Source organism: Rivularia sp. UHCC 0363 (assembly GCF_034931125.1).
Lineage (GTDB): Bacteria > Cyanobacteriota > Cyanobacteriia > Cyanobacteriales > Nostocaceae > Rivularia.
This window is the reverse complement of record NZ_JAYGHM010000085.1, coordinates 1-18,275: the sequence shown is the minus strand read 5'-3', so window position 1 is coordinate 18,275 and position 18,275 is coordinate 1. Positions and strand designations below refer to the sequence as shown.

Genomic DNA, 18,275 nt, shown 5'->3' with positions numbered 1-18,275 from the left:
ATATCTTTTATTTGAGTTTAAATAATTAGAGAAATGCTTTATAACTTGATTAATTAGTTTGAGTATTATAGGGAATATTTTCAAAATTATAGGAAGCTTCTTTGAATAAAGCTAAATTTTGTATTAAACACGAAATCCATGTAGAGACGTAGCAATGCTACGTCTCCAACAATACGAAATCTTCACCCAACGGATTCAGATTCAAGATACTAACGTACCTTCGTTTGATAACTACCTTTAACCGCTGCTTTTGCTGCAACAGAAGCACCAAAATTCCAGCGGACATGAGTATAAGCAGTATCGGGAGCGGGACGGGTTTCGACTTTACCGTTAGCTAACTTAACTTTAACTACAGGATTTTCGACAAAAGACTTACCACCATCGATACTGTAGGTAATTTTTGTGCCTTGATTAGCTTTCACAGTTGCAGAATTTAGTACGTAGACCATTCCTTGGGGAACGGGTTGATTGATAGTTAAATTCTTAACAGCCTTATCACCATTGTTAGCACCAGTGACAGAGTAACGTAGTACATCTCCTGGCTGCACCATCACTTTACCTTTTAAAGGTTGCCAAGCTACTTTTTGCTGACCATTTACAGTTTGAACAACTTTCTTTTCAGCTTCTAACTGTAGTTGTACTTGTGCTTTTTGAGCATTTTGAGCAACAGCAACCCCACCTTCAAATATATTTGCAACTATAGGTTGACTGCTAAATGTTGCACCTGCAATTAGTGCGATCGCGCTTAAACCTGCAATAGAAAATCGTTTCATTTTCACTTACCTCAAAAAATTTTTATGCGTTTGCTAATTGTTGGGTTAGAGACGCGATATTATACACGTCTCTACAACTTATCTGTACTTAGTTAGGGAGTATTCTTTGCGGTACCAGTTGGAGATACGCTATTAACTCGACGTTGGAAAGTAAACGTCTTAGTTACTTGCGGTGCAACTTCACTTTTAACTATGTACTTAGTAACACTTTCATTGTCTCCAGAAGGTTCGTAAGTAATAGTTGCAGTCGCAGCTACAGCTGTTGTTGGAACGTTGATGGTATCAATTTCTCCATCACCATCATTGTCCTTAGCCCAATTATTCTTACCATCACCAGGAGTTGTGCTGAGAGTACCGTCCTCAACGATTTCGATCTTCTTAGCGTTCAAAATAACGTTTCCTGGACCACCAGCTACCTCGGAAATGTTTTGGTATTCAATTTTATACTCGATGATATTTCCTGGTCTAGGACTCTTAGGAGCAATGCTGAATGTGTTTTCATCGACAGTCTCTGGATCAGTACCTTTAAGTACGCGGGATGTTTTAACTAACTTCAAATAGCCAAGATAAACGCGATTAATTGTGACGTTCTGGGCATCTACCTCTACTCCATTAACAGTTACCTTATCAGCTACTCCATTATTATCGTTGTCAACGAAAGCTCTGATAGCTACGGGTGAGCCTTTTCCGGTATCAGTAGAAAGCGGGCTATTGGCGGGTAATTCTACATCTACTATGTAGTTTCTGGTATCGTTAGATGCTACTTGAAGAATCTTGATCGCAGTTCCTGAATTTAAAGTGAAAGTACCAGCGTTATAGGTATATACAACTGGAGTACCATTGTTGTATGTAAGTGTAACTTTGGTACCGTTCGGTAAATCACCTGGTATCACTGGTGCTTGAGGAGCCAAGACAATATCAGCTCTACTGTTACCAGTGTTCTTAATGGTATTGGTGAAGCTGACAACACCAGGGTTGGTAACTGTAGCAGGATTAGTTGCATCACCAGGTTTAATTCCTGCTGGTACTGTCGCAGACTTGTTGGTGAAGTCAATATTATTATCACCACCAACATTGGCATCAGGTACGCCGTTCGGACCGTTAAGTATGGAACTAACTCCTACCGCTCCAATTGTGTAAACGTTAGCTTCACCACCAGCACCAGTACCAGTGTTATCGTTATTGGTATCGGTTCCGTAATTTGCTAATTCTGCTGCTGTAACGTAACCATCATCGATCGCAGTATCTGGAATAGTTGTCGGAACATCACCCTTGACAGTAGTATTGGGGAAAAGTTGGTTTACTTCGTCGTAATTACTCGGCTGTGCGTCACCAGATTCGTCGTAAACATCTTGTCCGCTAGGAGTTTTACCAAATAACTGAGCGACGTTAGCAACGGTAACTGAGTTCTCGGTGCTTGTGACCTCAACTGTAATCTTAAAGCCTGGTATGGTAGTTCCGGGGTTTACAGTACCAGTTTTAACAAAACCAACCCGCTTAACTGTTGCTAAATCACTAGGTGCTACTGTCGTCCAAGTAGCTAGATTGGCATCAGTTGCAACAGCACCGATACTGTAAACAGCCGTCCATCCTGCTGGTGCGTTGACGCTCTTAAGTTTCGTACCTTCTGGAATAGCATCAGAAACTAAGATATTATTTCCTGTCAAACCAGGAACAACTTTACCTTCCAAAGCTACAGGACTAATATTGTTGCCAGTTGGGTCGGTGTTGAGAACTTCTAAACTCAAGTTGTAGTCGAGAGTGTCACCGACTGGACCGATCGCACCAGCACTTGCATAGTTGCTGTTAGTTTTGAGAACTCTCGCTAAAGCATAAGTCGTCAAGCTGGAGTCAACGGTGATTTCTTGGGTAGTGCTTGCTTCACGAACACCGTTAACAGGAGGACCAGCGACTTCACCAGGTTGCCCATCAGCATTATCTACTGTATAAACATCATCGGGATTTACTATTCGTGGCTGGTTCTGAGCGTCAGGGTCTGTATTACCTAATTCAACGCTGATTTTGCCATTGGTTGGAGCATTATCATTAACTTTTACAGGCACCCGGACTTTAACAATTCCACCAGGAGCAACTGAATTTGTTGAAAGTCCAGCAGTAGCGTCAACAGCTGTCCAATCAGTACCGTTGTAACTAATTTCTACTTGACCATTTAAAGTACCAGGACCGACTACTGTAGGTGCGCCAGGGATTTGGAATTTTGTGGGGTCGTTACCAACGTTTTGTACATCATATACAAAGTAAAATTCGTCTCTGGCATTAAAGTTGCCATCGCTATTGGCATCTGTCTTGAATACTGGACCGGCACCGACTACGGTGATACCAGCTACTTCAGCAACAGTTACGGTAACTGTATTAGAAGTTGCATTAATTACATTTCCTTGCTCATCTTGATAGGTAGCAGTTCCAGTGTTACTAATTGTTTGATTTGCTGCGGTACCTTCAGCTAATACAGGCGCAACAAGTTGAAAAACACCATTAGCAATTAATGCAGTTGCAACCAGGGAACGGTAGAACTGTCCTTTTTTGACAAAACTCTTTTTGTGTGACATTTTTATAATTAATAGAAAATTATGACTTTTGACCTACGTGTAACGACGTAGGTTTTTTCTCCGCAACTCTTTGCCGGATTGTTAATGACTTTCTTGAGTTAGAAAGCCTGATGTTTGAATACGACTTTTACCTTATTAAGTTTGATATTTCCTTGGTAATTTAGTTGATTTAATAAACCCTGATGTCTGGTAGCTAATCAAATAATCGGAAAGATTAATTTTGATTTTATTTTCAGTATTTTACTTGTGGGAATATCAAAAGTAATTTTGGTTACAGGTAAATATTAATTTCCTTTTGTGGTTATATCGTCAGTGAATATATGGAAATTTAGCCAATTAAATAAAATCTTCCGGATTAATTAATTTAGAGTTGAATTTGTTACATATTTTTTTTTCAAACAATGTATGTATTGCAGTCACAGCTTTGTTAGAACTTGTGTCACACTAATATCACTATTAATGTGTTAAGGAAGTGAGAAAGATTATTTCAGTTATTGATTGTATTGTATTTAGATGCTTGTTTATTATGTTTTCAGTTAATTTAGATTTAAATGCATTTTGCTTAGATTTATCGTTATGTAGTCACAACTAATCTGTAATTAAAAAATTTCATCACTATTTTTATGAGTGTTTATTTTCCCATCAATTATTAATTTTATCAAAGCTAATATTTGAAAAGTTTACGATTACGACCGAAACGTCAAGGGAGTATATGTGTACGGAAAGATACATATCGTAAAAAGCAAACTATTATGTTGCGATCGCTTTCAAACAGATGATTGTGTTACCTTTACCTTTATAAAAATTTGACTCTGCTACAAAGCCTACCTAGGTGAGCTAGGTCAAGCGCATCTTAAATACAGAAACGGAATTAGACCGAACAAAATACAGTCAAGACATACAAAATTTATTACAATGAACCGCTCTACATAAAATTAACGTTAAATTTAATCCCGACAAAAAATATCGGGATTGTTTGACTCCATATTTGAGCCATGTTAGTATCAGCCGACAGTTGACAGTTAAGCGTTCCGAACGGGAGTAATACCAAATGCAAGCGACCACCAACATCCAAGACCAAACCCTTACTCAAGCCTTTCATGCTTTGAAGTGCAAAGAATGCGGTGCAGAGTACGAACTTAAAGCGAAAAACGTATGTGAGTTTTGCTTTGGTCCTTTGGAGGTAAGCTACGATTACAACAAATTACGTCAAACAGTGACTCGCGCAACTATTCAAGCGGGCCCCAATTCTATTTGGCGCTATCGTCAGTTTTTACCTGTAACGAGCGAAAATCCCATTGATGTGGGTACTGGTATGACTCCTTTGGTTCGTTCGCAACGTTTAGCTCGTCGCTTGGGTTTAAAAAAATTATATATAAAAAATGATGCCGTTAATATGCCCACCCTTAGCTTCAAAGATCGGGTGGTATCTGTCGCTTTGACTCGCGCCAAGGAATTAGGTTTCACCACTGTATCCTGCGCCAGCACTGGAAATTTAGCAAATTCAACTGCTGCGATCGCAGCTCATGCTGGTTTAGATTGTTGCGTGTTTATACCCGCCGATTTAGAAGCGGGCAAAATTTTAGGAAGTCTTATTTATAGTCCTACTTTAATGGCAGTTAAGGGTAATTACGACCAAGTTAACCGTCTCTGCTCGGAAGTCGCCAACACACACGGTTGGGGATTTGTCAATATTAATTTACGTCCTTATTATTCCGAAGGTTCCAAGACATTAGGTTTTGAAGTAGCCGAACAGTTAGGTTGGGAATTACCAGATCATATAGTGGCACCTTTGGCAAGCGGTTCATTATTCAGTAAAATTTATAAAGGCTTTAACGAGTTTGTCGAAGTTGGTTTAGTAGAAGCTAAAAACGTCCGATTCAGCGGCGCACAAGCTGAAGGATGTTCACCTATTGCTAAAGCATTTAAAGAAGGACGCGATTTTATTGAGCCAGTAAAGCCGAATACCATCGCTAAATCAATTGCCATTGGAAATCCCGCAGATGGTATTTATGCCGTAGATATAGCAAAGAAAACTAACGGTAATATAGAAACAGTCACCGACGCTGAAATTATCGAAGGTATGAAACTGCTCGCGGAAACCGAAGGTATATTTACAGAAACTGCTGGTGGTACGACAGTTGCCGTATTGAAGAAATTGGTAGAAGCAGGCAAAATCGACCCAGAAGAAACCACTGTCGTTTACATTACCGGCAACGGTTTAAAAACCCAAGAAGCCATCCAGTCCTACGTTGGCGAACCTTTGACAATTGACGCAAAACTCGATAGTTTTGAAACAGCCCTAGAGCGTTCCCGCACCCTCGATCGCCTAGAGTGGCAGCAAGTTTTAGTATAGAATTAAAGGTCACAAGATTTTGGATTTTAAATACTTCGGCAAGCTCAGCACAAGTTTTGGATTTTGGATTAAAAGAGTTAGGAATTAAGAATTTTCTATTACCTTCCTATCTCCCTATCTCCCTATCCCCCCATCTCCTTGTTCCCAATTCCCAATTCCCAATTCCCATTTCAAAGATATGTCTGTAAAAGTTCTCGTTCCCACCGCACTTCAAAAATTCACTAACAATCAAGCAACTTTAGAATGCAACGGTAGTACTATTTCCGAACTATTTGATTCTTTAGAAAAAGCTTGTCCCGGCATTAAAGCGCGTTTGTGCGACGAATCGGGAAAGCCGCGCCGCTTTTTAAATTTATATGTCAATAGCGAAGATATCCGCTTCTTGGATGGTCCCGCTACACCTTTAAAAGAAGGTGATGAAGTAAGTATTGTTCCTGCTGTTGCTGGAGGTTAATCAGTGAACAATTATCAATTATCAATTATCAGTAATTAAAGAGTTTCTTATGGGGTAGGCTTTTAGTCTGCCCTTTATTGTTAAATTTGTTATATTCCTATTTTTTATATTTTTAATGGGATTTTTAAAGACCTTCAAACTCTCGTTGCAATTTACCCGTGAATACGTTATTAAAACAAATTGATAATTTAAGCAGAGAAGAAAAGATACAATTAATCCATTATTTGACTAGACAAATAGAAAATAAATACCCCAAAACCGAATCAGAAAATTTAGTTGATTTTTTTCAAAATTCTCCTCTAGCTGGTGTGGATATAGATTTAGAACGTCAAAAAGACCTTGACAACCACCAGCTAGAATTATGAGCTATATTCAAGAAATAGTAATCAACTTTTACCATACTCCTGAACAACAAAAATCTGTCCGATTGCTTTTATATTTTGCTTCATAACCCGCAGCAAACGATTCTGTAGGGTTCGACTATCTTCATTAAGAAAATCAATTATCGCCTTGACTTTCCCTGCATAATCACGATCGCTTTTAAAAATAATTAAACCAGCATGGTTTGATACACTATGATGTAGATCGATAAAATCTTGGCGATTTTCCGTAATCAAAATGCGACCCATTTTTGTCGCATACTGCAAAACAACATCGTCAGGAATACCTTGATTTGCTTGACCTGCTTCGTAGGAAGTTAATACATCATATCCCTCTGCTCTGAGTAAATTAACCATTGCGATCGGGAAATTTTCATTGGAGTAAAATTGTAATGCCATCAAACTAAATCATCCTGGGCAATTTCTCGGTCGATTTGTTCGGTATTTTGTTCGTAGTAATGCCAAGCAGCACTTAAATCTATTGCAGTTAATCCAGGATAATTTGCCAATAATTCCTCATCGGGGGAACCTTGTTGATGATATGCTACCAAAGTCCATACGGGGATTCGTGTATTTCTAATTCGTGCTTGTCCCCCGCAAACTCCAGGTGTAATCTGAATCGGATTTTGCAACATTTGCACGTAATTTAATGCTTGGTCAACTAATTCCTCTGGTAAAGCTGCAATTACTTCGAGTAGTTGAGTCCTTTTATTCATGACAACAAAATCTCTCTGGTTCATTTCATCCTAACTTTAAATTATATAGTTTAATGTAGGTTGGGTGGAGACACACGAGATGTATGCAAGTTTAAGGAATAATCTGTGTTGCGTCGTAATCTAATGTTTAGATGTTTTGGATAGTTTAAAATTATAAATGTTGGGTTAAGCAAAGCCTTCACCCAACCTACGAGAGATTGTACTAAATTTATATCAATATTGCGCTAGCAAAGCTCAACGAAGTTATCGCTTCGCTGTGACCTTTGCCGATGGCGGTATTACTGAGTATTTTAAATTACTTTTTCTGTGTTTAGCTCAATATTCAAAACAGTGAACCCAGCGCTTACTACTTCAACCGCCAAATTTTTATATTGCTGTATCAAATATAAACGACTATCTTCTTGAAAATAAGCCAACAAAGTGGGAATTTGTGGATGTTCTCCTAACTGTTGTAGCCTTTTCGCTTCCTGCTCAAATAATTCCGTTGCTTTTTGCAGTGCTGCGGTTTCTTGAACTTGTGGTGCAAACTGCTTAATAACGCATTTTTCATCCAATTTGTCAATATCTTCTGCCAAATAGGTTTTGCCAAAACCACCACCACCCAAGGATTTAACCGGACGATAGCGGTTTCTGAGTATGACTAAGGGAACATGGCAGTTGGGGCAATATTTTGTACCATCAGGTGCATGAGGATTATGACAAGCTGGGTTGAGGCAACAGAGCATGACTGTATATTTACTGGCATATGGAAGTATTATCAAGCATTTACCAGGATTTGTCAGTATAATTATTACTTCTTTTTCTATCTGGGTTAATTTATTATTTTCAGCTATGTTGCTTTTATGACAATCAACGTTCCAATTTCCTACAATAGCTTCCGGTGGAACAGCTTGATTAAGAAAATATTTTAACATCGATTTGACTTAGGTAAAATAAATTGTCTCCATCCCATGCCCAATTCCCAATTCCCCAATCCTCCATCATATGTAAAATAAAGATGACTCAAATCTGAAGGATTAATCGAAGTAATGGCAGAAGAACCGAATAAAAACGAAGCGGGAGACGCTATTCCTAGTACTGTAGAGGAAAAAGCGCCAGAAGTCGCCGCAAAAAACGCTCCTAGTACAGATTCTCCCGAAACGACAGATATCCCCTCTGCAAACGCACCCGATCCGAAAGCAGCATCGGGAGACAACCCCAACGCTGCTAAAGCCAAACCCGCAGCCAAAGCAGCAGGTGACAAGAAGCCCGCAGCAGCTAAGAAAGAAAAACCCCCAGCGCTTGAGGATAAACCGTTTGAAGAGTTTATGCGGCAACATTATGTACCCGCTCTAGAAAAAGCGATCGCGGGTGAAGGTGTGGAAGATTTACACTTAAATTTTGCCAAGCAAAAGCTGAACATTCCTGGTTATGAAAAAGGTGAGGAATGCTGGCAAATTTTGGGTAACTTCCGCAATGGCTTGCGTCAGTTCAACGTTTATTTCCCCGATGAAGATATTAAAGGGAAAAAAGCGTTTTCTTGTAACGAAGGCAAAAGACCTAGCACCCTAGAATCTTTTTTAATTGATGAACGCAGAATTACTCTAGATTTAATGGTATTTGGAGTAGTACAGCGTTTGAACGGACAAAAGTGGTTGGGAAGAAATTAAGTAAGCTCGTGGAAAATATAGGTAACGGCTCCATTATCGGGGCTGTTACCTATGTCCACATAACCAGATTTATGCATTTCTTTTAAAGTTGTTTCTACCTGTGAAAATGCCGCACCCGTTTCTATCACTCCTTGAGTAACGCTCAATTTACCGCCGCGACGTTCGGCTGCTTTGAGCAACTCTACCATCAAAGTTTCTTGAGGAGAACGATAGATTTCCGATGCTACAGCTTGGGGGGTTTCTAATACACCAAAGGGCGATAAGCCAGCTTTTAATCTCAGTTTAATTTCCCTTTCTTCTACCATATTGGGAATGAGAAACAAATCTACAAACTGTCCCAAACCAAATAAGCCAAGAGTAAACATCCATAGTAAACCTGTGGCAATTTTACCGTTATACAAACGGTGCAATCCACCCGTAAATCCTAAAAAACCCAACAAATTGAGCATATAAGATATTTTGAGGCGCTCTTTTTCTTTATCCTTAAGGTTATCTTTGATTTCAACCTGCATATGATTTCAACTCCATCAATCTATTAAGGCAACTGAAGTTTTTATGAATTAATAATTACCTATCTATATTAACAATGAAATTTTAATGTGATTTTTTGAGATATCGGTTAATGTTGTGATTAATATAAAAATAAGCTATAATATCTGGCTAAAATTATTTAAATGTCTATCTTTTAATTTATCTTTTGAATTTCTGAAATCAATTGCGAAGATTTATTCAGTACTTAGCAAAAAGGCATATTTTGTTGTAGGGTGCTGTGACACTTTGACTAGTTTTTAACGTAATAATGAGGTTGTAGTGTCACGCACCAAGATAATGCTTGTGAAAATTGCGTAAGTCCTGATTTATTTATTGTTGGTTCCTGAATGGCATTCATAAGTAAAACCGAATTTTGAATCATCTACATAACAGCATTTACACCCATGAGTACCATAAATCCGGTTTGTTTTAGATTGTAAATTGTCTGCCCACCCAATTTACAATGCCCAATTCCCAATTCCCAATTCCCAATGCCCATATGATTTGTTGCAACTCTTAACGTTTCATCTGGTCATTACTACCAGACTCCTTGGTAAACTGATATTTATACTTAAACGCAATATTTCCGTATCACAATTTTTAGACGTGGCAATCCGCCGCGTTTATTGGTACAGCGTCTACACACCCGACATTTATAACAATCAGGATATGGTAGATTCCCTACAAAAACCAGGCTTTGAAGAAATACGTCCGGGTATTAAAGTCCCAGCGAAGGAAACTTTGCTGACACCCCGGTTTTATACTACCGACTTTGATGAAATGGCACGGATGGACATCTCGGTTAATGAAGACGAGTTAAAAGCCATCATCGAAGAGTTTCGTGCTGACTACAACCGCCATCATTTTGTTCGGGATGAGGAGTTTGAGCAATCCTGGGAACATATTGATGGGGAAACTCGCCAGTTGTTTGTTGAATTTTTGGAGCGTTCCTGTACGGCAGAATTCTCCGGCTTTTTGCTGTATAAAGAATTAGGTCGTCGTCTTAAAGGTAAAAACCCAGTTTTAGCTGAAGGCTTTAATTTGATGTCGCGGGATGAAGCACGTCATGCTGGTTTCTTAAATAAGGCAATGTCAGATTTTAATCTGTCGCTGGATTTGGGATTTTTAACTAAGAGTCGCAAATACACTTTCTTTAAGCCAAAATTCATTTTTTACGCCACATATCTTTCTGAAAAGATTGGTTATTGGCGCTATATCAATATTTACCGTCATTTAGAAAAGCATCCCGAAGACCGGATTTATCCGATTTTCCGATTCTTTGAAAACTGGTGTCAGGATGAAAACCGTCACGGGGATTTCTTCGATGCGGTAATGAGAGCGCAACCCCAAACTCTGAATGATTGGAAAGCGCGGTTATGGTGTCGCTTTTTCTTGTTGTCGGTATTCGCGACAATGTATTTAAATGATATTCAGCGTCAAGATTTTTATGCTGCGATCGGTTTAGATGCGCGGGAATACGATAAAGATGTAATTGAAAAAACTAACGAAACCGCTGGAAGGGTATTCCCGGTAATGTTGGATGTGAAGAAACCAGAATTTTACGATCGCTTAGAACTTTGCGTTAAAAACAACGAGAAGCTCAGAGAAATAGTAAATTCTAATACACCAAAATTACTGCAAATCTTCCAAAAGCTACCTTATTATCTTTCCAATGGTTGGCATGCTGTGAAGTTGTACTTTATGAAACCTATTGATGCTACTGCGATTCAAGGAAGCATTAAGTAAAATTTGGTTTGGTAAAGATTTATAAATTTAAGTTGTAAGATGGGCAATTGATGCTCATCTTTTTTTATGAATTTTTCTGCTTAGCGATCGCGTTTATTTAGCTTTGAATAACCAGCATTTTTTGCTATTTATAAAATTAGTAATTAGTTCTTCAAGGGTATTAATTGGTGCTACAACTTCTACCCCTTTAGGACTAACAAGAATCCGCTGGCGTTTACTGCGTTTGCTGTAACGGATAGTATAAGAAATGCTGGTTTCAACAACTTGTAAAACGGGGATGAATTTGTTTTTATCGTTGACCAAACCTGTTTAATAATTCTTCGCGAGATAGCTGTAATAATAAAGGAGTAAATTCTTGGGGTGATAGTCTTGAAATTGGTTCGACAATTGTGCTTAATTCTTCATCGGAAGAACCAAAGCGGACTTGTAATAAGTTTTCAATCACTGTTCTAACTCCTTGCTGAACTCCTCGTTGAACTCCTTCTTGAACTCCTTCTTGCTTGGCTTCTTCTAACTGTTGTAAGTAAAGTGGTGATAATGCCATAACTAATTCCCTATCCTCTTCATCTATATTTTGATTTTGAGTAATTTCTAAGATGCTTCTCAAGCTTAATACTGCATTAATTGCTTTGGCTCGTAATGGATTATCTGGAGGTAGTGCTTGTAACTCCGCGATCGCTTGTTTTTGTACGTTTCCTTTACCCAAAAGTCGCAGCCACAATGTTTCTGGGATGCGCGGTAGTTGGTGGATAACGACAATTGCTGTTTTGGCAGATTCACCGAGAAAATATATTCCTTTACCCCAGTTTTCTTCGTCTGGAATCGCGTTGAAACTATCCAAGATTGCAATAGAAGCGGTAGGTGTTAATACCCATACTTTGGGAAGCTCCTCTTCTACTGTAGGAATATCAACTCTTTTATTTCCGCGTTCTATTTCGGCGATTAAATAGAACACTTTCTTCATGCAGCTACGGATTTCTGAAATCTTAACTGCATTCCTATAAGGTTCAAATAATGCTATTTTATCGGCAAATCTCCCTAGTAAACCTAATTCTATTTTATCTATAGTGGGTTGAGATGAAGGGACAAAGTAAACGTCAATTTCTCTAATTTCGGCGGGTACTTTGCGGCTAGTTTCAACTTCTCCTAAAGGTTGTAATAATTCTTTAAGATAATCTTTGGCGAATTGATCGTAAGGGAACCGAGTCATGAAGCTTTTTTAATTTTTTTTCTTTTGCAGCATAATAATTTTATAATTAATGGGTAATTAAATACTTAAACCGCGAGAAGTTGTTAGATAAACGGCAAAAGTTCCCAACCAATGGCTGCCAGCGTAATGTTCGCATATCGCATTTTCTAAGCCAATTTGACGATGAATAGTAGCAGTATTGTGGAGTGTATTTATCCGCTTATCTTCATCGGGTAATCCAGAAATTATCCCTTCTATCATCCAAGCTCTACTCAAATTTAGTCCGTAGAAATGAGACTGCATATAATCTTCAGAATCATCAACTTCAAGGGGTTTTAACCAATTTGTATTATCAACGGGTATATCTGGAAGAAATTTGGTTAACCACTCAGCGAAAGCATTTTGTGTAAGTATTCGTCGCATCAAATCTGCTTGTGCGAGAGAAGGTGAAAGAAAATCGTGTCCTAACGGCTCGAATTTTAAAGAATGGTTTTTATTATTAAGATAAAATTGTTTTGTTTTATGCTCAATTAAGTTAATAAGATCGGAGTTTTCCGTAATTTTTGCCCAATCCAATATTAAACCCAATCCGAAAGCAGTTTGTTTGTGCATTCCAGTGCGATCGCAAATTGTCAGTTTTTGCAGCCAGTGCTGTAAGTTATCTGCAATCAGCTTTTCCAATGGTTGCAGTGCAGTTAGCCATTTTTTCGCACCAACATCATCCCACTCATGTAACTCCGCAGCAAGTTGCAATAACCAAGCGACACCATAAGGAACTTCAAACCGGGGATGACGTTTAAAATAAGCCATTTCTCCCTCAATCTTCTCAGGAATTAAACTTTTTTCGAGGGCTTGTTTTGCTGATAAACTAAAAGATGCTTCGGGAAAATAACGAGCTAAACGTGCCAGTAACCAATGTCCGTGTACTGCTGAATGCCAATCCAAACAGCCATAAAAAGCGGGAGTCAATTCGCGGGGTGGTTTGACATCTTCATCGCTACTAAGCCAGTAAATATTGCTGTGGGGATACTCGCACTCGACGCAGTTTAAAACTAATTGTACAAGTTTTGATGCAGTGGTTTGATTAATTTCCATGTTATTTAATTATCAGCTACATATTTGATGAATTACTAAACTGTTGATAAAACTGAAAGGAACATAAAAGTAATCTTTTGTATTTACGAGTTTAGCTAATGAAATGCATATTATTAGCCCACGAAGGTGGGCTTTGTTTGTATAGCCCCAGACTTCTAGTCTGAGGGCAATTATCTATAAAAAACCTTAATCTACATACTCCAATACATCTTCCGTCTCAAAGCGGACTTTAGCCATATTTGCATACTTATCACTAGGTACCCGATATCCAGCCGGACAAACTACTACTGTGTGATATCCCTTATCTTTCAATCCCAAAACTTCATCGTATTTAGCAGGATCAAATCCTTCCATTGGACAGGTATCAATTTCCAACATTGCCGCACAAGTCATAAAAAATCCTAAAGCAATGTAAACTTGTTTCGCAGACCATGTATCTTTATCAAAGGTATTAGGCGGTTGTTGGAGAAAACCTTTTACCATATCCCCAAGCCCTTGAAGTTTCTCTACAGGTGTATTTCGCACTTCTGACATCCGCTGGAGATAAATATCAACATCCTCGCTATTGACATCTTCTTTAATGGTTAAAACTACCAAATGGGAAGCTTCCTCAACCTGTTTTTGTCCCCAAGAATGTTCTACTAGTTGATGACGAATTTCGGGATTGCGAATTACGAAGAATTTCCAAGGTTGTACTCCAAAAGAGGAAGGAGCGAGTACCAAACTTTGCTCTAAGACTTTCCAGACATCTTCGGGAATCTTTTTGCCCGAATCAAATTCTTTGGTAGCGTAACGCCATTGTAATTGTTTGAGAACTTCTTGGGGTGAAAATGTTGTTGCGTTCATAGGTAAATTAATAAAAAACAGCCAGTTCAAAGATAAACGCGATCGCAAATAAATGCTAGCAGTTAATTGTTAATATATGGATAAGCATATTATTGGGTCTTTATGCAACTGGCGATAGACTTATTCTGTCAGTTTAAATGCAATAAAAGCTGTATGATTTGGCGGTAAATTAAACTCACCATAACCTTTTAAAGTTTCAACTCGAAAACCAATTTGAGCAAGCGCTTGTACAATGTCTGCCGCTTCATATAACCTCTGCTGATGCACTTCTTCATCTCTTCTATAGTGTTCCCCACAGCGACGAAAAGTGATAATCCGACGAGTTAATATTTCCTGCTTTTCCTCTTTTTCAACTAGTACTATCCAATCTTCTCCTTCTGTAAATCCTTTAGTTATAGTTCCCAGATTAATCTGTTTTGGTGTCGCAATGTCGAAGACAAAAACACCCCCAGGAATTAACACTTTGTATATACGACGGAATAACTCAACCAATCTTTGATTATTGTTTTCCGAATCAAACAGATAATTAAGACATTCACCAATAGATGTAACAGCATTACAAGGTGGAATTTCTGCATTGAATAGCGAATCTACATGAAACTCCGCTTCCGGTACTCTGTGACGAGCAATATCAATAAAAGAGTAGGAAATATCAATTCCAATAACGCGATAAGCAGATTTTACAAGTTCTTGCGCCCATAATCCGCTGCCGCAACCCAAATCTACTACTAAACCTGTATTTATATGGTTTTTCTGCAAGATTTCTAAAATGCCGGGTGCTGATTTGAGACAGTAATCACTGAAACCAACATCATGAATATATGCTAAATCTTCTTTGTAATATTCTTTCATCTTAAACTCATGAAAGCCGCTCATACATAGGCAATTATATCTTTTAACTTCTCAATATAAAGCGGTATCCGTTCCAATGCAGTTTGCTTAATTGATTCTTGCTCTGATTTACCTGCAAGATAAAGCGCAAGAAAAATACATCTTGCTACCATAAATAATGAAAGTTGATTTTCCATTTCAACTGAAAGCTCTTTAATAGTTCTATATCCCTGCAACAAATTTATTTTAATTTGGGAATATTCTGTCATTCCCCAATAATTCGTTAAAATTACTGCTAAATCGTAAATATAATATCCATAACCTGAATCATGTTATCAGTAAAGGTGCCAGTTTTTTCCGCAATCGTTTTGAATTGAGGTACTGAGTCAAAAAGTGAAAGTTGCAAAGGTTGATTCATTTTAGTATTTTAATTAATAATCCTTTGCATAGACTTACTGCCTTCTTACCAGATTGACGAAAAAACTTTACTAGACGCACAGAGCGTAGAATAAAGCAGCAGAGCGAATTAGGCAGCATAACTGAACGCCATTTTTGCTAATATATATAAAAATTTCTAATCAGTCGCTTCAGTAATTTACATTTTACTAATATATCTTTTTGAGTAAAGATAATAAGTAATAACACCGCTGCACATAATATATTTTTGGATAAAACTTATGGTTCAACTCACATCTACTCAAGTTATACCTAATTCAGGACGTTTAACAGTTGAAACTATAGAAATTGCCGAGCAAACTACTGCTATTCGCTGTTTAGATTGGGATAGAGAACGTTTTGATATCGAGTTTGGTTTGCAGAATGGCACAACTTATAATTCTTTCTTAATTCAATCAGAAAAAGTTGCTTTAGTTGATACTTCTCACCGCAAGTTTGAGGAGTTATATCTGGAAATAATTACAGGATTAATTGACGTAAATACAATAGATTATTTGATTATTAGTCATACGGAACCAGATCATAGTGGCTTAGTAAAAAATATCTTGCAATTAGCTCCTTCTATTACTGTTGTCGGTGCTAAAGTTGCGATTCAGTTTTTAGAAAATATGGTTCACCAGCCTTTTGAATCAATGGTGGTGAAAAGCGGACAGAAGCTAGATTTGGGTAACGGACACGAATTAGAATTTGTTTCTGCACCTAACTTACATTGGCCCGATACAATCTTTACTTACGACCATAAAACTAGCACTCTTTATACCTGTGATGTATTTGGAATGCATTACTGTGACGATCGCACTTACGATGAAAATTTCTCTGAGATAGAGGAAGATTTTAAATATTACTATGACTGTCTCATGGGACCGAATGCACGTTCGGTGTTATCGGCTTTAAAACGGATAGAAAAATTAACAATTGAAACGGTAGCGACGGGACACGGGCCTTTATTACAACATCATATTTCGGAATGGATCGGACGCTATCAAAATTGGAGTTTGGAGCAAGCCAAAACCGAGAAATTAGTAGTTTTATTTTATGTTGAAGATTACGGTTATAGTGAGGAGTTAGTCAGAGCGATCGCGCATGGCAGTGCCAGGACAGATGTAGCGGTAGAATTAGTAGATATTAATAGTGCCGAGCCTCAAGAAGTCCGAGAAATAGTTGCTCAAGCTGCCGGTTTAGTGATTGGAATGCCTCCTCAACATAATACCGTAGCTCAAGCAGCTTTAAACACTATTTTGGCGGCAGTTCATAATAAACAAGCAATTGGGTTATTAGAATCGGGAGGAGGAGAAGATGAACCCGTTTACCCCTTACGCAATAAATTTCAAGAACTGGGATTAACCGAAGCTTTCCCCCCGATATTAGTTAAGGAAGCACCCAGCAAAGTTATAGAGCAGCTTTGTGACGAAGCCGGAACCGATTTAGGACAATGGTTAAATCGCGATCGCACTATAAAACAAATCAAAGCCATCGATAGCGAGTTAGAAAAATCGTTAGGACGTATTAGCACCGGACTTTATATCATCACCGCTAAAAAAGGAGAAGTGCAAAGTGCAATGCTGGCTTCTTGGGTGACACAAGCGAGTGTTAATCCCTTGGGAGTTGCGATCGCAGTTGCTAAAGATAGAGCCATAGAATCCTTAATGCACGTAGGCGATCGCTTTGTATTAAACGTCTTAGAAGAAGGTAAATATCAAGGATTAATGAAACATTTTCTCAAGCGTTTTGCTCCCGGTGCAGATCGCTTTGCTGGAGTAAAAACTTATGCTGCTGCTACCAATCAATCTCCGATTTTAGCTGAAGCTCTGGCTTACATGGAATGCGAAATCACCACCCGCATGGACTGTGGCGATCATTGGGTGATTTACAGCACCGTTCAAACCGGACGAATTGCTCAAATAAATGCGTTAACCGCAGTCCATCACCGCAAAGTTGGTAATCATTATTAAATAGGTTAAAGATCAAAGGTTAGGAGTTAATAATAATACAAATCTCCCCTTGTCCCCCCATCCCCCCATCTCCCCTCACCTTATGCATAAACCTGCTGAAACTACATCAATTTCCATGTATAACATCAATCGGGAGCGCGTTGTCAAAAGTCTGGAATTTATCCAAGATTTAATCGTAATTTGCTTATGTATCGGTTTATTTAGCTTCATGGTGCTTGAGGTGAGAGATATGTTTCTTTCCTTGCTTCCACCTTTAGAGTCTCAAGCTGTTACTGCCGATATTCTGTTTTTGCTGATTTTAGTTGAGTTATTCCGACTGCTGATTATTTACTTGCAGGAACATCGAGTATCAATTGGGGTAGCTGTTGAAGTTTCTATAGTTTCCGCATTGCGAGAAATTATCGTTCAGGGTGTACTAGAACTAAGTTGGACTCAAGTTGTAGCAACTTGTGCCTTTTTATTAGTGTTAGGAATATTGTTAGTTCTCCGAGTTTGGCTACCCCCTACCTTTGATGGCATCGATCCCGAACAAGCAATATCTGAACGCTATAAAAGTCGAGTTAAATCGGAATTAATAGAAGCCAATGGACGTTAGGAATTGCAGCATATTTTGATATAAGGTCAGACGATTTTAGATTTTAGATTGGCTCTATGTTTAGTACTCCACCACATTAAATATGATGGGTAACACACTCGTAGTGCGAGCGTCTCGCTCGCTAGTTACAACCAGA

Annotated in this window: 17 protein-coding genes and 1 pseudogene; 7 read left to right on the top strand and 11 right to left on the bottom strand. The window is 38.4% G+C overall.

The annotated features are described in order from the left end of the window. Nucleotides 1–209: 209 nt before the first annotated feature. Both VB797_RS30875 and VB797_RS30870 read right to left on the bottom strand, forming a co-directional pair. Nucleotides 210–773, bottom strand: a complete 564-nt coding sequence (locus VB797_RS30875; RefSeq protein WP_323241598.1) for a hypothetical protein — start codon at nucleotides 771–773, stop codon at nucleotides 210–212. Between the two features lie 92 nt (nucleotides 774–865). Beyond that, nucleotides 866–3,343 carry a hypothetical protein gene (locus VB797_RS30870; protein ID WP_323241597.1) on the bottom strand — a complete coding sequence of 826 codons (2,478 nt, stop codon included), beginning with the start codon at nucleotides 3,341–3,343 and terminating at the stop codon, nucleotides 866–868. Nucleotides 3,344–4,394: 1,051 nt separating this feature from the next. Here VB797_RS30870 and thrC point away from each other — a divergent pair. The 3 genes from thrC (at nucleotide 4,395) to VB797_RS30855 (ending at nucleotide 6,518) form a co-directional block, all read left to right on the top strand. Then, a complete protein-coding gene (thrC, locus tag VB797_RS30865; RefSeq protein ID WP_323241596.1) occupies nucleotides 4,395–5,699 on the top strand; it encodes a threonine synthase in 1,305 nt (434 codons plus the stop codon). Nucleotides 5,700–5,877: 178 nt separating this feature from the next. Continuing rightward, nucleotides 5,878–6,153, top strand: coding sequence for a MoaD/ThiS family protein (locus VB797_RS30860; RefSeq protein ID WP_323241595.1), 276 nt, complete (start codon nucleotides 5,878–5,880; stop codon nucleotides 6,151–6,153). Between the two features lie 158 nt (nucleotides 6,154–6,311). Next, nucleotides 6,312–6,518 carry a hypothetical protein gene (locus VB797_RS30855; protein WP_323241594.1) on the top strand — a complete coding sequence of 69 codons (207 nt, stop codon included), beginning with the start codon at nucleotides 6,312–6,314 and terminating at the stop codon, nucleotides 6,516–6,518. A 21-nt stretch (nucleotides 6,519–6,539) separates the two neighbouring features. Here VB797_RS30855 and VB797_RS30850 read toward each other — a convergent pair whose 3' ends face one another. From VB797_RS30850 to VB797_RS30840, 3 genes and pseudogenes are all read right to left on the bottom strand, one after another. Beyond that, the gene (locus VB797_RS30850) at nucleotides 6,540–6,932 is read right to left on the bottom strand and encodes a DUF5615 family PIN-like protein (RefSeq protein WP_323241593.1); all 393 of its coding nucleotides are present in this window, start codon (nucleotides 6,930–6,932) and stop codon (nucleotides 6,540–6,542) included. Further along, complete coding sequence (locus VB797_RS30845) at nucleotides 6,932–7,249, bottom strand: DUF433 domain-containing protein (protein WP_323241592.1); 318 nt, start codon at nucleotides 7,247–7,249, stop codon at nucleotides 6,932–6,934. The genes VB797_RS30850 and VB797_RS30845 overlap by 1 nt, the downstream gene beginning before the upstream one ends. Nucleotides 7,250–7,584: 335 nt before the next feature. Beyond that, nucleotides 7,585–7,974 (bottom strand): annotated as a pseudogene (locus VB797_RS30840) (4-Cys prefix domain-containing protein); the annotation flags it as partial. A 303-nt stretch (nucleotides 7,975–8,277) separates the two neighbouring features. On the opposite strand from VB797_RS30840, the gene VB797_RS30835 reads away from it, so the two are divergent. Further along, on the top strand, nucleotides 8,278–8,898 hold the full coding sequence (locus VB797_RS30835; protein WP_323241591.1) for a DUF2996 domain-containing protein: 621 nt from the start codon (nucleotides 8,278–8,280) through the stop codon (nucleotides 8,896–8,898). On the opposite strand, the gene VB797_RS30830 is transcribed toward VB797_RS30835, so the two are convergent. Then, on the bottom strand, nucleotides 8,895–9,410 hold the full coding sequence (locus VB797_RS30830) for an NINE protein (RefSeq protein ID WP_323241590.1): 516 nt from the start codon (nucleotides 9,408–9,410) through the stop codon (nucleotides 8,895–8,897). The genes VB797_RS30835 and VB797_RS30830 overlap by 4 nt on opposite strands. A gap of 688 nt (nucleotides 9,411–10,098) precedes the next feature. Between VB797_RS30830 and acsF the strand changes: the two genes are divergently transcribed. Beyond that, the gene (acsF, locus tag VB797_RS30825; protein ID WP_323241608.1) at nucleotides 10,099–11,175 is read left to right on the top strand and encodes a magnesium-protoporphyrin IX monomethyl ester (oxidative) cyclase; all 1,077 of its coding nucleotides are present in this window, start codon (nucleotides 10,099–10,101) and stop codon (nucleotides 11,173–11,175) included. A 289-nt stretch (nucleotides 11,176–11,464) separates the two neighbouring features. On the opposite strand, the gene VB797_RS30820 is transcribed toward acsF, so the two are convergent. The 5 genes from VB797_RS30820 to VB797_RS30800 all read right to left on the bottom strand — a co-directional run bounded on the left by VB797_RS30820 (nucleotide 11,465) and on the right by VB797_RS30800 (nucleotide 15,405). Beyond that, nucleotides 11,465–12,385 carry a hypothetical protein gene (locus tag VB797_RS30820; RefSeq protein ID WP_323241589.1) on the bottom strand — a complete coding sequence of 307 codons (921 nt, stop codon included), beginning with the start codon at nucleotides 12,383–12,385 and terminating at the stop codon, nucleotides 11,465–11,467. A gap of 57 nt (nucleotides 12,386–12,442) precedes the next feature. Further along, the gene (locus tag VB797_RS30815; protein WP_323241588.1) at nucleotides 12,443–13,459 is read right to left on the bottom strand and encodes a DUF2891 domain-containing protein; all 1,017 of its coding nucleotides are present in this window, start codon (nucleotides 13,457–13,459) and stop codon (nucleotides 12,443–12,445) included. 186 nt (nucleotides 13,460–13,645) lie between these two features. Next, the gene (locus tag VB797_RS30810; RefSeq protein ID WP_323241587.1) at nucleotides 13,646–14,305 is read right to left on the bottom strand and encodes an NAD(P)H-dependent oxidoreductase; all 660 of its coding nucleotides are present in this window, start codon (nucleotides 14,303–14,305) and stop codon (nucleotides 13,646–13,648) included. Nucleotides 14,306–14,425: 120 nt separating this feature from the next. Continuing rightward, the gene (locus tag VB797_RS30805; protein ID WP_323241586.1) at nucleotides 14,426–15,157 is read right to left on the bottom strand and encodes a class I SAM-dependent methyltransferase; all 732 of its coding nucleotides are present in this window, start codon (nucleotides 15,155–15,157) and stop codon (nucleotides 14,426–14,428) included. A 20-nt stretch (nucleotides 15,158–15,177) separates the two neighbouring features. Then, entirely contained in the window at nucleotides 15,178–15,405 is a 228-nt protein-coding gene (locus tag VB797_RS30800) for a hypothetical protein (RefSeq protein WP_323241585.1), read from the bottom strand. Between the two features lie 408 nt (nucleotides 15,406–15,813). On the opposite strand from VB797_RS30800, the gene VB797_RS30795 reads away from it, so the two are divergent. Then, nucleotides 15,814–17,544 (top strand): diflavin flavoprotein, encoded by a 1,731-nt coding sequence (locus VB797_RS30795; protein ID WP_323241584.1) that lies wholly within the window; start codon nucleotides 15,814–15,816, stop codon nucleotides 17,542–17,544. Nucleotides 17,545–17,626: 82 nt separating this feature from the next. Continuing rightward, nucleotides 17,627–18,139, top strand: coding sequence for a phosphate-starvation-inducible PsiE family protein (locus VB797_RS30790; protein WP_323241583.1), 513 nt, complete (start codon nucleotides 17,627–17,629; stop codon nucleotides 18,137–18,139). Nucleotides 18,140–18,275: the final 136 nt, after the last annotated feature.